Origin of the sequence: Haematomicrobium sanguinis DSM 21259, from assembly GCF_000688395.1 — a bacterium.
In the GTDB taxonomy this organism is placed as follows: domain Bacteria; phylum Actinomycetota; class Actinomycetes; order Actinomycetales; family Micrococcaceae; genus Haematomicrobium; species Haematomicrobium sanguinis.
The window spans coordinates 213676-230225 of sequence record NZ_JIAG01000004.1; the positions used below are offsets into that span (position 1 = coordinate 213676).

Consider the following 16550-nt stretch of genomic DNA (forward strand, 5'->3'; position numbering starts at 1 on the left):
GGAGCATTTCTTTGCTATGTGGGGAGTTCACCATGGCTCAGGCGGGCACGCCTCCAACTGTGTCCATTGTGATACCCGCATACAACGAAGAGAACGTGATCGGCCAATGCATTCAGGCCGCGCTCTTCCAATCGGTGCAACCGCTTGAGATCCTCGTCATCGACAACAAATCCACCGATCACACCGTCGAACAGGTGCGCAAGGCCCAACTCGAGTTCCCTGACAAGCCCATCCATCTTCTACACCAAGAAGAAGCCCAGGGCCTGATACCCACCCGGAACTACGGCCTGGATCGAGCTCAAGGGGAAGTCGTGGGCCGTATCGACGCCGACTCCCTGCTCGAGCCAAACTGGGTCGAGGAAGTGGGCAACGCATTTCGCGACCCGTCGATCGACGCCACAACCGGTCCCGTGCTCTACTACGACATGCCGCTGCGACGATGGGGACACAAAACAGATAACCGGATGCGCAAGCTCGTCCTGAAACTCACCCGGGGACAGTTCCACTTCCTTTTCGGCTCAAACATGGCCATCCGCCGCACGGCCTGGACCCAGATCCGTGATGAAGTGTGTCGCGACCAGCGCGACGAAATGCACGAGGACATCGACATTTCCCTTCATCTAGCCGACCACAATCTTGGCGTGAAATACCTTCCTAAAATGGTCTCGGGGATGTCGGCGCGCCGTCTAGAGGACTCGCCGGAGGAATACCGGTACTACGTCACCCGATTCGAACGTACTTACCGCGCCCACAACGTGAACAAACCGGCCCTCAAACTTCCCATGTTGATCTTTATGGGTGTCTACTACCCCGGAAGGTTGCTCCGGCGCATCCACGTCCTGCGCTCGGGCAAACCCGCCGAACGCGGCGGACAGATCAAAGGCTAGTTCCAGAACCTAGCGTGCCATCGCTTCTGTGCGCACCGGCTCGCGACGAGCAAGCCACTTCTTGTATCTGTGAAGCGCCACGGCATTATTGAGCAGTTCGCGAAGCAACGCATAGCGAGGTCCAATCTCACGGCCAGCTGACTTCCCGGCTCCCAAACGATGCAACTGATGACGTACCCGTGCCATCGTGGCAACCGAGGCCGTGGCCTTATCCTGAAACGTCACCGGCGTCACCTCAACCACTTTCTCCGAGGAACGCCAGTCGTTTGGCAGGTTAGGCTCCTCGGCTAGCGCGGTACCCATTCCAATGACGTCAATACCGGCAGCGAGAGCCTGCTCTGCCACGCTGCGGCGCACAATTCCACCGGTCAGCATGAGAGGAATTGGACTGGTACGGGCCAAGCTCTCGGCGAGATCCAGGAAGTACGCTTCGCGAGCACGTGTCCGCGCGTCCCGGCCGCGTTCCTCACCACTATGCGAACCAGCTAGCGCATCGCTAGGCGAACCGCCGCGTTGCCCCGTCATCGCCGGACTCTCATAGTTCCCGCCGGAAAGCTCTACGAGATCCACGCCCAGCGGCGCCAGCATGTCGATCACCCGGCGCGCATCCTCGGCGTCGAAACCCCCGCGCTGAAAATCTGCAGAGTTTAGCTTCACCGCAAGAGCGGTGGACGGCCGCACGGCAGAGCGAATCCCCCGCACAATCTCCACAAGCAGTCGCGCCCGGTTATCGAGCGAACCGCCCCATTCATCCGTCCGTAGGTTCGACAAAGGTGAGAGAAACTGCGAAAGGAGGTACCCATGTGCCGCGTGGACCTCAAGACCATCGAAACCTGCCTCTTCGGCGAGCATCGCCGTCGTAATAAACCGCTGGATGGTCTCTTCAATTTGCTCGCCGGTCATGGCAACGGGTTCTGCCAAGCGTTTGGTGTTGCGGCCAATGTTCGCGCGCACCGCGGATGGCGCCCAGGCGACGCCGGGCATGTTGGCCATTACTTGGCGGCCCGGGTGGTTGATTTGCATCCAGATCCTGGACCCGCCGGCTTGCCCCGCGCGGGCCCATTCGGTAAATGGCTCTAGCGGGGAATTGGCGTCCAGGACCACCCCGCCGGGGCCGGTGAGTGCGGCGTCGTGGACCATGACGTTCCCGGTAATGATGAGCCCGGCGCCGCCTTCGCTCCAGCGCCGGTAGAGCGTGCGCAGTTCTTTGCCCGGCAGTTGCGCGCGCGTGGCCATCCGCTCTTCCATCGCGGCCTTGGCGAGGCGATTGGGCAGCACCTGCCCGTTGGGGAGGCTGAGCGGGTCAAAGAGGGAAACTGTCATGGCATTATTTCCACAAATACGGTATGTTTACAATGTAAACATCAACAGTAGAGGGCAAAGTTAGCAGTGTCAACATCAGTGCGGGAAAGCTACCACCACGGCGATCTGAGGGCGGCGCTCATCCAGGGCGCCAGCGAGCTTTTGGAATCGGGTGAGCCGTTTTCCTTGCGGGCCGTCGCGCGCGCCGCCGGTGTCTCGGCCACTGCGCCATACCGCCACTTCGCCGATCGACAGGCGCTGGAATCCGCCCTGGCAGTCCAAGGTTTCAAGGACTTACATGCCGACCTCGAGGCCGCCAGCACCTCCACAGACCTCACGAGCATCGGCCAAGCCTACGTTCGGTTCGCGCTCAAGCGGCCCGCCGTGTTTCAGCTCATGTTCGGTAGCCAGTGCAACACCGAGGACCCGGAACGGGTCGCCGCCGTGGCCGACCTTCACAACCTGGTCGAGACCCGCGTCCGCGAGATTTTCGGGGGAGAGGACGTCTCGGCGCTTGCCCTTGCCCTGTGGAGCACAGCGCACGGCCTCGCCTTCTTGCACTTGGACGGCAAACTCTCCGCCGAGAGTGATGCAGAAGTTTCCGCGCGCGTCTCGGCCGCGTTCTCCAGTCTGCTCGGCATGCCTCGCCCGCGCGATTCCTAGCAGGCCCCGGCCGGCCCGCCGGGCCCCACAGGGATACCCGAGCTGAAAACCCGCCCCAAGAACCCAAGCCACCCCCAATAGACAAGGAGCCGAACTCATGACATCAGTCCTCATGGTCCTGAGCGCCGCACGCGTGTGGACGCTCAACGACGGCGAAAAGCACCCCACCGGATTCTGGGCGGAAGAATTCGTGGTGCCGTACCGCACCTTCCGCGACGCTGGTTGGGACATCACGGTTGCCACACCTGGTGGCAAGGTCCCGGTCGTCGATGAGCTCAGCCTCGGCATCGCCGGCGGCCTGCCGCACACCACCAAGAAGTTGCGCGCCGAGCTGGAGGCGCTAGCCCCGGTCCTTCAACACCCGGCAAACCTCGCGGATGTCGATCCAGACGATTTCGACGTCGTTTTTTACCCCGGCGGCCACGGCCCCATGGAGGACCTCGCCGTCGACCCGGTTTCCGGTGCCATTCTGCGCAAACGCCTCGCAGACGACCGGCCGCTCGCCCTGCTCTGCCACGCTCCGGCAGCCATGCTCGCCGCGACCGGGGAAGACGGTACCAATCCTTTCGCCGGGCGCAAGCTCACCGGCTTGTCCAACCGGGAGGAGCTGCTCAACAAATTCGCCAAGAAGGCTCCGTGGCTGCTGGAGGATCGGCTCAAGGAAATTGGTGCCGATTACCGCAAGGGCACCCTCCCGCTGCGCCCGTACATTGTTGAGGACGGGAACCTGCTGACCGGGCAGAACCCGCAGTCCTCCAAGAAGCTTGCTGAAGCCGTTGTCGCTCGGGTTTCCGAGGAATCGTAGTTACCGCGGGCGGCGCCAGCGCCGCCAATTAAAGCGGTCCCGCCAGTTCAGTTTGGGGGCGCGTTGCCCGGAAATTACGACGGCGAGTCCCACCAGTATGAGCGCGAGGCCCAGGTAGACCGGGGGTGCTAATACTTCTTGCAGGAAAATTGCCGCAAGAATGGCCGTGCCGGGAATCTCTAGCAGAATGAGCATCGAGACCACGAGCGGACTCATGATCGCAAGCAAGTGATTGAAAACGGTGTGCCCAAGGATCGAGGACGCCAGGGTCACCGCGATAATGCCGATCCAGCCTTCGGGCGGGAAGTCGAGCAACGGCTGCCGGGTGATGAGCGCGAGGACGACCACCGTGAGCGCGCAAATCGAGTACACCCACGTTGTGTACCGTCCGGTGCTCATGGTGCGGCGGGCCCGGCCGCCGGCCATGGTGTACACCGCAGCGAGGAACGCACCGGCAAGGGCGAGCGCGTCCCCGAGCAACGCTTTTGGGTTGGCGCTGAAGTCGAACCCGGTGATGGTAAAAACTCCCAAGAGCGCAACGAGCAACCCCAACAGGGTGGATGCCCCGGTGGGGACGCGTCTGACGAGATTGATCGCAGCAATGAACGCGGACTGCAAACACACCAACGCGGCTGCGGTCGCGACTGCAGTGAGCCGAAGCGCAGTGATAAAGCACGCAAAGTGCAGCCCGAGTGCCACCCCGGAAATCAGCACCGTCTGGAGTTCAGACCGGCTAATGCGCCACACCGGTTGACGGCGTACCAGCTCTCCGGCGCCCATGATGCCTGCGGAAAAGAGATTGCGCCAAAAAGCGATTGCCAGTGGCGGTGCGGGAGTGGCGGCCATGATGGGCCCCGATGCCGAAACGCCGAGGACCCCAATCAGCGCGAGCAGGAAGGTCACAAGCTCTAATCCTAGCCAGGAGAGCGCGGTTGAACCGCCCTAGGAGTCGCTGAGCGCAATTTTGTATCGTGGTACCACTCAAGCATGATGTTCACCATGGCGTCCTCTCCCGGTTCTGGATCCGAAGCATCCCGCATTGCCGCCCAATTGCGTGCGGACATTGTCGACGGCGTGCGCGCGCCGGGCAGCAAACTGGTGGAGCGGGACGTCGCTGCCGCCATGGGTGTGAGCCGCGTGCCGGTGCGCGATGCTCTCAAAATTTTGGTCGCCGAAGGCCTCGTGACTCTTCGACCCCGCACCTGGGCGGTGGTGCGAGAATTCAGCGAGCGCGAGGTTGCCGACCTCTTTGAGGCGCGCGAAGCCCTCGACTCGCTTGCCTTTCGATTAGCGACCTCCCGCCGTACCCCCGAGGGGATGGAGCGCCTGCGTTCAGCCGTGGACACTGAAACCCGTGCCGCCGAAGCCGGCGACGTCCGCACCGCACGCCGGCTAGCCGCGGATTTTCACGAGCTTGTCATTGAGTTGGCAGGGAACACGGTCCTCACCGAACTCGCCGAAACAACAAGGAGCCGAATGCGATGGTTGCTCAGCCAACACGATGACGTGCAGGATGTTGCGCGCCAACACGCAGGCCTTTGTGACGCGATCGCGGCGGGCGATCACCTATTGGTCGTGCGCCTCGCTGCCGAGCATCTCGCTCACAGCCGAGAGATGCAGCGCAACTTCATCTAAATTTGGTATACCATTTTGGGTATGGAAAAACTTGTGGTGTCTGGCGTCCGTCCCTGGGGTGGGGAAGTCTCTGACATAGTCCTGACGGATGGCGTTATCTCCGAGATTCGGCCACACCGCGCAGCGGGTGCTCCCGAAACCGAACGCAACGCTCGCGAGAGCACCGCGTCCGGCGTCATAGACGGCAAGGGGCTGCTCGCACTGCCGGGCTTCATTAACGCGCACGCCCACGTGGACAAAAGTTGGTGGGGGCTGCCGTGGGTGTCCTACGGCGGCGAGGCCACTACTCAAGGTCGCATTGCCCACGAGCGGACCGAACGGGACAAGTACGGCATCCCGAGCGCAAATGTGACCGAGCGGGTGCTTCGCGAGTTCATCCGCCACGGCACCACCGCAATACGTACCCATGTGGATGTGGATTTAGGCATTGGTCTGGAGGGGATTGCCGCCGTGCGGGAAGCCGCCACGCGCCTAGGTGAGGCCATCGCCGTCGAAATTGTGGCGTTTCCGCAGGACGGTGTCATTCGCCGCGAGGGCGTGCTGGACCTGTTAGACAAAGCGGCCCAACTCGGTGCCGCAAGCATTGGTGGCATCGACCCGTGCTCCATTGACCGTGATCCCGTGGCCCAGCTCGATGGGCTTTTCGACATTGCCGAACGGCGCGGCAGTGGGCTGGACATCCATCTACACAGCGGTGGGGCTCTGGGCCTGTTCGAGTATGAGCTGATTATTGACCGCACCCGCCGCGCCGGACTGCTTGGGAAGGTCAATATCTCGCACGGCTTTGCCCTCGGCGAGATCGCGCCCGCGCGCCAAGAGGAACTCCTCGCGGAACTCGCCGAGCTCGACATTTCCTGGACCACCGTCGCTCCCGTGGGAACGGCGCCGCTTCCATACCGGCGCATGCGCGAACTCGGGATCGGGTTGGGGCTTGGCACCGATGGCATTCGCGACCTGTGGTCCCCGTATGGCGACGGAGACATGCTCAAGATTGCCTTGGGCTTCGCACGGTTGCATCGCGTCCGCTATGACGAGGATTTCCTTGAGGTTGCCAAACTGCTCACCAGTAGCGCGGCGCGGTTTGTGCACCGCGATACGCATGATCTGGCCGTCGGAGCCCCGGGCGACATTGTGCTCATTGACGCGGAAAATGTCCCCGACGCGATTGTCCGCACACCACGGCGGGACACCGTCATTGCCGGTGGCCGCGTCCTGGTTCAGGACGGCGAGCTGGTGCTACCGTGAAGCGCCGATCCGTTTGGGCGGGTGCCCTCGCGCTCACCGGCGCTCTCTCCATGGGCGTTTTGAGTGGCTGTTCGGTGACCACGGTCAATGACCCGACCGCCCCACCCACCTCGCAGCAGGCAACGCCATCGAGTATCCAGGGCACGCAAAGCACCACTCCCACCCCCACGAGGACGAGCGCCATGCCCACCATCGATCCGGCCACAGCCACCGCGAACCTTGCCGCAGCGGTGAAAGCCAAAGACCTCGCCGCCGTCAAGCAAGCCATCGCGGACGGCGCCGACCTCGAGGTGCGCGGCGAGGGCGGTGCCACCCCGCTCGTCGCCGCAACTAAGGCCCAGGCCACCGAGATTGCCTTAGCGCTCCTAGACGCCGGGGCAGACCCCAACGCCAAAGACAACATTCAGGACAGCGCGTACCTTTACGCCGGTGCCGAAGGCCTGAACGACATCCTGCGAGCCACCCTGAAAAACGGCGCGGACGTGAAAAGCACCAACCGATTCAACGGGACCGCACTGATCCCGGCCAGCGAGCACGGTTACACCCAAACGGTGAAGATCCTCTTAGACGCCGGCGTCCCGGTCAACCACGTCAACAACCTGAACTGGACCGCGCTCCTGGAGGCGATCGTCCTCGGCACAGGCGGCCCCGACCATATCGAGACCGTTCGACTGTTAATCGAGGGCGGCGCGGACGTCACCATCCCGGACGGTTACGGCGACTCACCGCGCGAACTCGCCGCCGCCCGCGGCTATACCGAGATCGTCGCCCTCATCGACGGGGCTCTCGCGCGGCGATAGACTTCAACCACGTCGACGAGGGGAATACGATGGGCAACCCCAGATTTAAGCTGGGACGGTACTTTACGGTGCCACTTTCGGACGGCTCGTTTGCGCACGGGTATTTCACCGAGGTGGACAACGGTCAGATGTACCTGACCGCGATCCATCGCCTGGCCACGCGGACCGCCGAACTGCCCTCCGACATTGAGGACGTGCCGCTCGCTATTCCGTGTCTGCGAATTGGCGGCAGCGAATTCCTCCGGCGCAAACCGCACGAGTGGCCCTACTTCGGCCAGACCTGGATTCTCACGAAACACTTTCACTCGGGGGACGTCGAGCCCTTCCAGCGCTACTTCATCATGGGTTCCAATTGGAATCCGCGCGTATGGGATGTACTCCGCGAGGAACCGATGCGCCCGGCAACCGAGGAGGAACGGGCGAGCCTTAAGCCTGTCGGTTTTGATCTCCAACCCGGACCCTGCGAGACGATCGAGAGTGCCCTCGCGGGCCTCGCGCCGCACGAATGAATCGCGTTGCTACCCCAACGCTCGCTTGACGTCGGTATGCACGAAATCCTCGCCTTTGAAAAGGAGCGGTTCGTCGGCATCGATGGCTAGCGCATAAGCAAAGCAGTCCCCAAAATTGAGTTTTGCCTTGTGCCCGCTTCCGCGACCGAAGTCGCGATAGGCATCTCGAGCTATGCTTGCCTGGCGCGGGGAGACCGGCACAACCTCAATATTTGCCGCCGCCAAGAATCGATCGAGCTCCCTGCTCAAAGCGGGATCCCGCGCAGAATCCAACACAATTCCCAATTCCAAGTAGTTGCCCGCAGAAATGACCGAGCGGGGCGAATTCGCGAGAGCCCGAAGTAACTCCTCCGCATCGGATTCTTGTTTCAGCACCGCCACAATGACTGACGTGTCAATAATCAACGTGGAAGGCCCCGCTCGTCATACAGTTCCTCATTGGCGCGTTCCGGGTCGAATCCGGCGGGCATACGAGCGATGAGAGTCTGCGCGGCCTCGCGAATCGCATCGAATCGCGCGGAGCGAATCGGTGCTGCGGCATCTTTACGAAGTTCAGAAATTCTATGCATAACCGCCTCCTCTATCGCAGAAGTTTGACTCTGACCAGTCAAGCTGGCCAGATCCTTGACCAGACCATGAACCCGTTCATTCTTGATATTGAGCCCCATGTGGATATTCTACCTATATAAAATTCTACCGTCTACCATTTTCGGTAAAACCCGGCAAAGTACGACGGCGCGTGGTCACCTTCTGCGCAAAAGGTGACCACGCGCCGTCGTACTTCATGCAAAAAAGGTGAGCAACCCGGTTACCTGAACCGGGCCGCTCACCTTTATTCGGTGGAGGCAAGGGGACTCGAACCCCTAACCCCCTGCTTGCAAAGCAGGTGCGCTACCAATTGCGCCATGCCCCCGAATGGGAACGAATCAAGTATAGCTACTTGACCTTGTCTGTGGCGTTGTCCCAGACCGACTTGTCAGCCTCGGACTCCTTCCACTTTTTGTACCCCATCACTCCGGCAACCACCGCCGCTACCAGTAGCAACTTCTTCATGGTGGACCTGCCTTCGTAGTAGGTACGTTCCGTGGGCGTACCAGGACTTGAACCTGGGACCTCTTCGTTATCAGCGAAGCGCTCTAACCGCCTGAGCTATACGCCCGAAACCGTATCGGGCCGAGATACGACTTTACCGTATGCTCGGCCCGCGGCTCAAATCGGGTACCGCACCGGTCACGGTGCGGAGGATTTTAGTCGTCGGTGAGGGTCAGTCCAATGCCGCCCACCAAGGAAGAGGACAGGTTGTAAAGGACTGCGGTCAGCGTCGCGAGCGCGGTCAACAAGACCACGTTCACCACGGCTATGATCACCGCGAAGGACACCACTTGGCCGAGCGAGGCGAACTGATAAATGTTGAATCCGCCGGATTCTTCACCCACAACACCGCCCATGAGTTCATTGATCTGGTTGAACACGCCGGTGAAGTCCAGGACGGCCCAGAGCACCATCGCCGCGACCACGGTGACGATACCAAGCGCTACCGAAAGCAGGAACGCCATCTTCAGCACGGACCAGGTATCGATCTTGCTCACGATCAACTTGGCGCGGCGGGCCTTGGCCTTCGGCGCCGGCTTGATCAGCTTCTGTGCCTGCCCTTGCTGAGCAGTAGACGCGGATCCAGCGGTTTTTGCGGCCGTTGCGCCCTGCTGTGGACGCGCTGCACCCGCCTTGGCGGTGCCGCTGGTGCCGGTGGACGCGCCCGCAGGACGCGACTGCGGACGGTTGGTCGGTGCGCTCGGGCGTGCCTGCGGTTTACCGCCACCGGATGATGACTGGTTCGGTTTTGACGTCGGCGTGCTCACTCGGTTCCTCCATCTACGTCTTCGTCTAACGTATCCAGGTCTGACTCAATCTCACTCAACGGTACTGCATCTTCGGCCGGATTATCTTGGCGGTTACTCATGCCTTCGTCGGAGTTTTCCGCATCGGCATCCAATTCAGCCAGGTTGCGCTCACTGTTTTTCGCAACCTCGATAATGCGATCGCGCTTGTCCGGCTTGGCGAAAATCACGCCCATGGTGTCGCGGCCCTTGGCGGGAACACCGGCAACGGAGGAACGGACAATCTTGCCGCCTTCCATCACCACAAGCACCTCATCCTGCTCGCTCACGATCATCGCGCCGACCAAGTCGCCGCGCTCCTCGGCAAGCTTCGCGACCTTGATACCCAGGCCGCCGCGGCCTTGGACGCGATACTGCTCCACCGGGGTGCGCTTCGCGTAGCCGCCCTCGGTGACCACGAAGACGAAGGAACCGTCGGTGACCACGTCTGCTGCCAAGAGTTCGTCATCGGCGCGGAACTTCATACCGGTCACACCCGAGGTGGCACGTCCCATCGGTCGCAGTGCCGCGTCATTGGCGGTGAAGCGCAGCGACTGACCCTTTCGGGAGACGAGCATCAGGTCATCGGTTTCCGACACCAGCTGCGCGGAGACCAGTTCATCGCCGTCACGCAGGTTGATCGCGATGACGCCGGCGGTGCGGTTTGTGTCGTAATCCTCCAGACGAGTCTTCTTGACCAGGCCGTTCTTGGTGGCGAGCACCAGGTACGGGGACTGCTGGTAATCGCGCAGATCCAGTACCTGGGCGATCGTCTCGTCGGGTTGGAACGCCAACAAGTTCGCCACGTGCTGGCCCTTGGCGTCCCGTCCGGCCTCCATCAGTTCATACGCCTTGGCGCGGTACACCCGGCCGAGGTTCGTGAAGAACAGAATCCAGTGGTGTGTTGTCGTGACGAAGAAGTGCTCCACCACGTCATCCCCGCGTAGCGAGGCACCCTTAATGCCCTTACCACCGCGCTGTTGCGAACGGTAGTTATCGCTGCGGGTGCGCTTGACGTATCCGCCGCGCGTGATGGTGACGACCATTTCCTCTTCCGGGATCAGGTCCTCCATATTCATGTCGCCGTCATAACCCAGGAGGATCTCGGTGCGGCGATCGTCGCCGAAGCGCTCCACAACCTCGGTCAACTCATCGGAGATGAGTCCGCGCTGGCGCGCCGGGGATGCCAGGATCTCGTTGTATTCCTTGATTTGCGCTTCCAGCTTGTCATGCTCGTCTTGAAGCTTTTGGCGCTCCAAGGCCGCGAGCTTACGCAACTGCATGTCCAAGATGGCGACGGCTTGCAGCTCATCAATCTTGAGCAGGTTCATCAGCCCGTCACGAGCATCATTGGCCGTGGGAGAGCGGCGGATGAGTGCAATGACTTCATCCAGCGCATCGAGAGCCTTGAGCAATCCGCGCAGAATGTGGGCATCTTCTTCGGCCTTGCGCAGATCGTATTTGGTGCGCCGGACGATCACTTCAATCTGGTGGTTGACCCAGTGGAAGACAAAGCCGTCCAGGCTCAGCGTGCGCGGCACCCCATCCACGATCGCCAGCATGTTCGCGCTGAAGTTTTCCTGCATCGAGGTGTGCTTGTACAGGTTGTTCAGCACAACCTTCGCTACCGCGTCACGCTTGAGCAAAATGACCAGGCGCTGCCCGGTACGGCCCGAAGTTTCGTCGCGAATTTCGGCGATGCCGCCGATCTTCCCGTCCCGTACCAGGTCAGAAATCTTCTCGGAGAGGTTGTCCGGGTTGGCCTGATATGGAAGCTCGGTCACCACCAGGCAGGTGCGTCCCTGAATTTCCTCCACATTGACCACGGCGCGCATCGTGATGGAGCCGCGACCGGTGCGGTACGCGTCCTCAATGCCCTTGTGTCCGAGGATTTGAGCGCCGGTCGGGAAATCCGGTCCCTTGATCCGCTCAATCAGTGCCTCGAGCAGTTCTTCGCGGGTGGCGTCCGGGTTCTTCAGGTACCACTGCACACCGTCGGCGACTTCGCGCAGGTTATGCGGCGGAATGTTGGTGGCCATACCCACCGCAATTCCGGAAGACCCGTTGACCAAAAGATTGGGGAAGCGCGCCGGCAGGATGGTCGGCTCTTCGCTACGGCCGTCATAGTTGGGCTGGAAATCAACGGTGTCCTTGTTGATGTCCTTGACCATTTCCATCGCCAGCGGCGCCATCTTGGTTTCGGTGTACCGCGGTGCGGCGGCGCCGTCATTACCCGGGGATCCGAAATTGCCTTGACCCAGGGCGAGCGGGTAGCGCAGAGTCCAGGGCTGGATCAGGCGGACCAGCGCATCGTAGATCGCCATGTCGCCGTGCGGGTGGTAGGTGCCCATGACATCGCCCACCACACGCGCGCATTTGCTGAAGGAGCGGTCCGGACGGTACCCGCCGTCATACATGGCGTACAGCACGCGCCGGTGCACGGGCTTGAGGCCGTCGCGCACCTCGGGCAAGGCACGTCCGACGATCACGGCCATCGCGTAGTCCAGGTAGGACCGCTGCATTTCGGTCTGCAGGTCTACCTGTTCAATACGGTCATGTTCCAAGGGAGGTTCAGTCATTCTTCTTCCGTTCTGACAAAATCTGTGCGGTCACGCCGGGCGCTAGAGAGGACTAAATGTCCAGGAAGCGCACGTCCTTGGCGTTTTGCTGAATAAAGTTACGGCGGGATTCCACGTCATCGCCCATGAGCACCGAGAACACCTGGTCCGCTGCGGCGGCATCTTCCATGGTGACCTGCAACAGGGTGCGGGTTTCCGGGTTCATGGTGGTTTCCCAGAGCTCTTGGTAGTCCATTTCGCCCAGACCCTTGTAGCGCTGGATGCCGTTGTCCTTGGGGATACGGTGCCCCTTAGCTTGACCCGCGGCGAGCGCGTCATCGCGTTCCTTATCGCTGAACACATAATCGTGCGGAGCGTTGGACCATTTGATGCGGTAGAGCGGCGGCTGCGCCAAGTACACGTACCCGGACTCGATGAGCGGGCGCATGTACCGGAAAATCAGGGTCAAGAGCAGCGTGGTGATGTGCTGACCATCGACGTCCGCATCGGCCATGAGCACAATCTTGTGGTACCGGGCACGCTGCACGTCAAAGTCCTCGCCAATGCCGGCACCGAACGCGGTGATCATGGCCTGCACTTCGGTATTGGACAATGCGCGGTCCAGGCGGGCCCGCTCGACATTCAGGATCTTGCCGCGCAAGGGCAGGATGGCTTGCGTCTCGGGATTGCGTCCTTGCACCGCGGAGCCGCCTGCGGAGTCACCCTCCACAATGTAAATTTCACTGCGCGAGGGGTCCTTGGACTGGCAGTCCTTGAGCTTGCCGGGCATCCCGGCGGAGTCCATCAGACCCTTGCGGCGGGTGGTTTCCCGTGCCTTACGTGCAGCAATGCGCGCCTGGGAGGCCTGCAGAGCTTTCCGCACAATTTCGCGGGCGGTCTGCGGGTTGCGTTCCAACCAGTCGCCGAGTTGATCATTGACCACGCCCTGCACAAAACGCTTGGCAATCGAGTTGCCGAGCTTTGTTTTGGTCTGGCCTTCAAACTGCGGTTCGGAGAGTTTCACCGAGACAACGGCGGTCAAACCTTCACGGATGTCTTCACCGGTGAGGTTCTCTTCCTTCTCCTTTATGAGGTTCTTCTCACGTGCATAGCGGTTGATCAGCCCGGTCAGCGCGGCACGGAAGCCCTCTTCGTGGGTTCCGCCCTCATGGGTGTTGATGTTGTTCGCGTAGGTGTACACGCTCTCGGTGTAGGCCGCGGTCCACTGCATCGCGATATCCAGGGCAATGCGTTCCTTGGTGTCCTCGTTGCTGAAGGAGATGATTTCGTCGTGGACGCTCTCGCTCTTCTTGGCGGAGTTCAGGAACTTCACATAGTCCACAAGGCCTTCGTCATATTGGTAGGTCACCGAGCGGAACTCGGGGGTCTCTTCCTCCACCTGAGCCGTGGAACCCTCGGCAAGCTCCTCGGTTTCCTCCATGGGGCGCCGCTCATCGGTCAGCGAAATCCGCAAACCCTTATTCAAGAACGCCATCTGCTGCAGGCGCATGCGGATGGTTTCGTAGTCGAAATCGGTCACATCGAAAATTTCGGGGTCGGGCCAAAACGACTGCGAGGTGCCGGTCTCGGTGGTTTCCTCACCCTTAACGATCCCGCCAATCGGCTCGCCGCCGTTCTCAAAGCTCATTGACCAGGTGTAACCCTGACGCTTCACCACGGTATCCACGTGTGTGGAGAGCGCGTTCACCACGGAAATACCCACGCCGTGCAAACCGCCGGACACCGCGTAACCGCTGCCGCCGAACTTGCCGCCGGCGTGCAACACCGTCATCACGACTTCCAGGGTGGGTTTGCCTTCGGTCGGGTGCATATCCACCGGAATACCGCGGCCGTCATCAACCACGCGTACACCGCCATCGGCGAGCAGTGTCACCTCAATGTGCGTGGCATACCCGGCTAAGGCCTCATCGACGGAGTTGTCGACCACTTCGGTGACCAAGTGGTGCAGACCGCGCGGACCGGTGGAGCCGATGTACATACCGGGGCGTTTGCGGACCGCTTCCAAACCTTCCAGGACGGTAATGTCACTGGCGCCGTAGTCCTTGGAACCGCTCGGGGCTTTCGGTTCCGCCTGCTCGGCCGGAGTGGCCGGAACGGTGGGGGCGTCATCGCTGATGCCCTCTGACTGGGGGTTTGAATCTGAATTGTCTGCAGCCACAGGTGCGCTTTCTTCCATTCGGTCATCTCATATAACAGCGCCTCCCATCGCGAGAGGCGCCGTCTCCCCACTATTCTACCGCTTCAGCGTCGCGAAATGTCCCATTTAATGGCGCCCACAGCCAAATAATTGCCGTTTCTAGCGATTTTCTCCCCGGCGTATGAGACCCGGTACCACTTGCGGGGCTTAGATCGCCTTCTGTGGCGTACAGCGCCGCGCCAAAATCACCGGACGCTACCCGTAAGTATCCCGCGGTCCGCGGCCCTTCACATGCCAATAGCCCTTGCGCCAACTCGGCGCTTGCGGACCGACGACCCGAATTTCGGTCACAATGCCGCGCCCCAGTTCAGCATCAATTTTCGCCAAGATTTGCGGCACCAGCAACCGCAACTGCGTGGACCACGCCGTCGAATCGGTGCGCACTCGCACCACCGTGCCCTCAAAATTCTCCGGCACACAGTGCGCCGCAATCTCCGGCCCCACGATCTCCGGCCACTTGCCCAGCACCGAACCGACCGCGATTGGCTCCTTCCACCCGCGCCCGGCCACCAGCCGATTCATCACCGCATCCAGCGATTTGGGATCCCGCCCGGCACCTGGTTGCGGGGTTTCGCCCCGAGAAGTACGACGGCGTTGCCCCCGAGCGGCGGTGGCCCGGCTTTTCTGCGGCACACCGCGGGACGCGGCGCGTGCGCGGCCCAACGCGGTTGCCGCGGCATCGGCTTCTTCAGCTGCTGCTTCTCCGGGTTGCATGGAAGCTCGTGGCTTCGGGTCTGAGTCTTCGCCTCGTGGGTCCGCGCCGTCTGGGCCCAGGCGTCCTCGGCCCGTGCGGTCTGGGCGGCGGCTCTGGCGTGGTTGCGGTGCTGGATCCTTAGGGCTCATCATCCACTACCTTTGCTTCGCCGGGAGTGACTTCGATGATACGGGCACCCAAGGCCTCGGGGACATCCTCGCGGACGGCGGCGGTAATGATCACCTGTTCCACGTCACGAATGAGCGCGGTCAACTTGTCGCGGCGCTTGCGATCGAGTTCGGCAAGCACGTCATCCAAGATCAATATGGGGGACATGCCGTCCCGGGGATCGAGCGAGCGCATGTGTTCCAGGGCGGCTAAGCGCAGCGAGAGTGCGAGCGACCAGGTCTCCCCGTGCGAAGCGAAACCGCGGGCACGGGTTCCGGCCAGATTAATGGCCACATCGTCTCGGTGCGGACCGACCAAGCTGATTCCGCGCTCGACTTCCTTCCCCTGTACTTCCTCCAGCCGCTTCCGGAAGGCGACCTCAAGTTCTTCGTCACTGAAGTCTCGCGCCGCCGCCGGTGCCGATGCGGGCGCGGCGGAGGCATCGCCGTCGTTCATCTCGTCGGCAAAGTCCGAGCCGAGGATCGAAGAAATGTAAACGATGTCCGCGGGCTTAGCGCCGTCGGTGAGTCCGCGGTAGCTTTCGGCCACGAAAGGGGCGAGGGTGTGCGCAAGCTCGGCGCGGGCGCGCGTCAAGGCTATGCCGAGACCGATGAGCTGCTCGTTCCACGCCTCCAAGGTGGCGCGGTGGCCCTCGGTGAAACGGCCCGAGCCGCGTGCCGACTTCAATAGCGCATTGCGTTGCTTGAGGACGCGTTCATAATCGGCGGCGGTCGCGGCGTTAGCCGGGGTTTCCTGGGCAAGAACCTCGTCCAGGTAGCGGCGGCGGACGCTCGGATCACCCTTAATGAGGCTCAGGTCCTCGGGCGCGAAGAGCACCGTTTTGATTAGACCCAAGACCTCGCGGGCCCGTACCGGGTTAGCACGGTTGATGCGCGCTCGGTTGGATTTTCCCGGGATCAGTTCGAGCTCGAGGGACAATCGCTGCGTGTGCCGCGCGAACTCGCCGCGGATGTAGGCCGCATCCGCCCCGGTGCGCAACAGTTGGCCGTCGGTTGCGACCCGATGCGAACTCAATGTCGCAAAGTAACCGAGGGCTTCAACGATGTTGGTTTTGCCAACGCCGTTGAAGCCCACCAGTGCGGTGGCACCTGGGCCGAATTCCAGGTCGAGGCGCGGGTAGGAGCGGAAGTCGGTGAGCTGAAGTCGACTCAGGTGCACCGGCTACCGT

Annotated in this window: 17 protein-coding genes and 2 tRNA genes; 7 read left to right on the forward strand and 12 right to left on the reverse strand. The window is 61.7% G+C overall.

What is annotated here, in order from left to right:
* Positions 1–32: 32 nt before the first annotated feature.
* Positions 33–887, forward strand: coding sequence for a glycosyltransferase family 2 protein (locus tag O148_RS0105290; protein ID WP_026530077.1), 855 nt, complete (start codon positions 33–35; stop codon positions 885–887).
* Positions 888–896: 9 nt separating this feature from the next.
* Here O148_RS0105290 and O148_RS0105295 read toward each other — a convergent pair whose 3' ends face one another.
* Positions 897–2210 (reverse strand): NADH:flavin oxidoreductase/NADH oxidase family protein, encoded by a 1314-nt coding sequence (locus O148_RS0105295; RefSeq protein WP_026530078.1) that lies wholly within the window; start codon positions 2208–2210, stop codon positions 897–899.
* A 66-nt stretch (positions 2211–2276) separates the two neighbouring features.
* Here O148_RS0105295 and O148_RS0105300 point away from each other — a divergent pair, with 66 nt between their 5' ends.
* Positions 2277–2852, forward strand: coding sequence for a TetR/AcrR family transcriptional regulator (locus tag O148_RS0105300; protein ID WP_026530079.1), 576 nt, complete (start codon positions 2277–2279; stop codon positions 2850–2852).
* A 97-nt stretch (positions 2853–2949) separates the two neighbouring features.
* Positions 2950–3657 (forward strand): type 1 glutamine amidotransferase domain-containing protein, encoded by a 708-nt coding sequence (locus O148_RS0105305; RefSeq protein WP_026530080.1) that lies wholly within the window; start codon positions 2950–2952, stop codon positions 3655–3657.
* Here O148_RS0105305 and O148_RS0105310 read toward each other — a convergent pair whose 3' ends face one another.
* Positions 3658–4560: a DMT family transporter gene (locus O148_RS0105310; RefSeq protein WP_026530081.1), complete on the reverse strand. Its 903-nt coding sequence runs from the start codon at positions 4558–4560 to the stop codon at positions 3658–3660.
* A gap of 96 nt (positions 4561–4656) precedes the next feature.
* On the opposite strand from O148_RS0105310, the gene O148_RS0105315 reads away from it, so the two are divergent.
* From O148_RS0105315 to O148_RS0105330, 4 genes are all read left to right on the forward strand, one after another.
* Positions 4657–5292 carry a GntR family transcriptional regulator gene (locus O148_RS0105315; RefSeq protein WP_026530082.1) on the forward strand — a complete coding sequence of 212 codons (636 nt, stop codon included), beginning with the start codon at positions 4657–4659 and terminating at the stop codon, positions 5290–5292.
* A gap of 21 nt (positions 5293–5313) precedes the next feature.
* Positions 5314–6537 (forward strand): amidohydrolase family protein, encoded by a 1224-nt coding sequence (locus tag O148_RS0105320; RefSeq protein WP_026530083.1) that lies wholly within the window; start codon positions 5314–5316, stop codon positions 6535–6537.
* Positions 6534–7337, forward strand: coding sequence for an ankyrin repeat domain-containing protein (locus O148_RS15010; protein ID WP_035744993.1), 804 nt, complete (start codon positions 6534–6536; stop codon positions 7335–7337). Before O148_RS0105320 ends, O148_RS15010 begins: the two co-directional genes overlap by 4 nt.
* A gap of 68 nt (positions 7338–7405) precedes the next feature.
* Entirely contained in the window at positions 7406–7846 is a 441-nt protein-coding gene (locus O148_RS0105330; protein WP_157374501.1) for a hypothetical protein, read from the forward strand.
* 9 nt (positions 7847–7855) lie between these two features.
* Here the strand turns inward: O148_RS0105330 and O148_RS0105335 are convergent, their stop codons facing one another.
* The 10 genes from O148_RS0105335 to recF all read right to left on the reverse strand — a co-directional run bounded on the left by O148_RS0105335 (position 7856) and on the right by recF (position 16540).
* Complete coding sequence (locus tag O148_RS0105335; protein ID WP_026530085.1) at positions 7856–8251, reverse strand: type II toxin-antitoxin system VapC family toxin; 396 nt, start codon at positions 8249–8251, stop codon at positions 7856–7858.
* A complete protein-coding gene (locus O148_RS0105340) occupies positions 8248–8514 on the reverse strand; it encodes a type II toxin-antitoxin system VapB family antitoxin (RefSeq protein ID WP_026530086.1) in 267 nt (88 codons plus the stop codon). Before O148_RS0105340 ends, O148_RS0105335 begins: the two co-directional genes overlap by 4 nt.
* A gap of 172 nt (positions 8515–8686) precedes the next feature.
* Positions 8687–8759: transfer RNA gene (locus O148_RS0105345), tRNA-Ala, on the reverse strand.
* 23 nt (positions 8760–8782) lie between these two features.
* Positions 8783–8899 carry a DLW-39 family protein gene (locus O148_RS18090; protein WP_240470799.1) on the reverse strand — a complete coding sequence of 39 codons (117 nt, stop codon included), beginning with the start codon at positions 8897–8899 and terminating at the stop codon, positions 8783–8785.
* Between the two features lie 32 nt (positions 8900–8931).
* Positions 8932–9005 (reverse strand) — tRNA-Ile (locus O148_RS0105355).
* Positions 9006–9093: 88 nt separating this feature from the next.
* On the reverse strand, positions 9094–9705 hold the full coding sequence (locus tag O148_RS0105360; protein ID WP_026530087.1) for a DUF3566 domain-containing protein: 612 nt from the start codon (positions 9703–9705) through the stop codon (positions 9094–9096).
* Complete coding sequence (gene gyrA, locus O148_RS0105365; protein WP_026530088.1) at positions 9702–12302, reverse strand: DNA gyrase subunit A; 2601 nt, start codon at positions 12300–12302, stop codon at positions 9702–9704. Before gyrA ends, O148_RS0105360 begins: the two co-directional genes overlap by 4 nt.
* A 52-nt stretch (positions 12303–12354) precedes the next feature.
* Positions 12355–14460 (reverse strand): DNA topoisomerase (ATP-hydrolyzing) subunit B, encoded by a 2106-nt coding sequence (gene gyrB, locus O148_RS0105370; RefSeq protein WP_026530089.1) that lies wholly within the window; start codon positions 14458–14460, stop codon positions 12355–12357.
* Between the two features lie 234 nt (positions 14461–14694).
* Positions 14695–15213 carry a DciA family protein gene (locus O148_RS0105375; RefSeq protein ID WP_026530090.1) on the reverse strand — a complete coding sequence of 173 codons (519 nt, stop codon included), beginning with the start codon at positions 15211–15213 and terminating at the stop codon, positions 14695–14697.
* 118 nt (positions 15214–15331) lie between these two features.
* The gene (gene recF / locus O148_RS0105380; RefSeq protein ID WP_026530091.1) at positions 15332–16540 is read right to left on the reverse strand and encodes a DNA replication/repair protein RecF; all 1209 of its coding nucleotides are present in this window, start codon (positions 16538–16540) and stop codon (positions 15332–15334) included.
* Positions 16541–16550: the final 10 nt, after the last annotated feature.

Coding starts and splice junctions, on each gene's coding strand:
- gyrA (WP_026530088.1), bottom strand. CDS start 12,302: ATGACTGAACCTCCCTTGGAACATGACCGTATTGAACAGGTAGACCTG.
- O148_RS0105320 (WP_026530083.1), top strand. CDS start 5,314: ATGGAAAAACTTGTGGTGTCTGGCGTCCGTCCCTGGGGTGGGGAAGTC.
- O148_RS0105375 (WP_026530090.1), bottom strand. CDS start 15,213: ATGCAACCCGGAGAAGCAGCAGCTGAAGAAGCCGATGCCGCGGCAACC.
- O148_RS18090 (WP_240470799.1), bottom strand. CDS start 8,899: ATGAAGAAGTTGCTACTGGTAGCGGCGGTGGTTGCCGGAGTGATGGGG.
- O148_RS0105340 (WP_026530086.1), bottom strand. CDS start 8,514: ATGGGGCTCAATATCAAGAATGAACGGGTTCATGGTCTGGTCAAGGAT.
- O148_RS0105295 (WP_026530078.1), bottom strand. CDS start 2,210: ATGACAGTTTCCCTCTTTGACCCGCTCAGCCTCCCCAACGGGCAGGTG.
- O148_RS0105290 (WP_026530077.1), top strand. CDS start 33: ATGGCTCAGGCGGGCACGCCTCCAACTGTGTCCATTGTGATACCCGCA.
- O148_RS0105305 (WP_026530080.1), top strand. CDS start 2,950: ATGACATCAGTCCTCATGGTCCTGAGCGCCGCACGCGTGTGGACGCTC.
- O148_RS0105315 (WP_026530082.1), top strand. CDS start 4,657: ATGGCGTCCTCTCCCGGTTCTGGATCCGAAGCATCCCGCATTGCCGCC.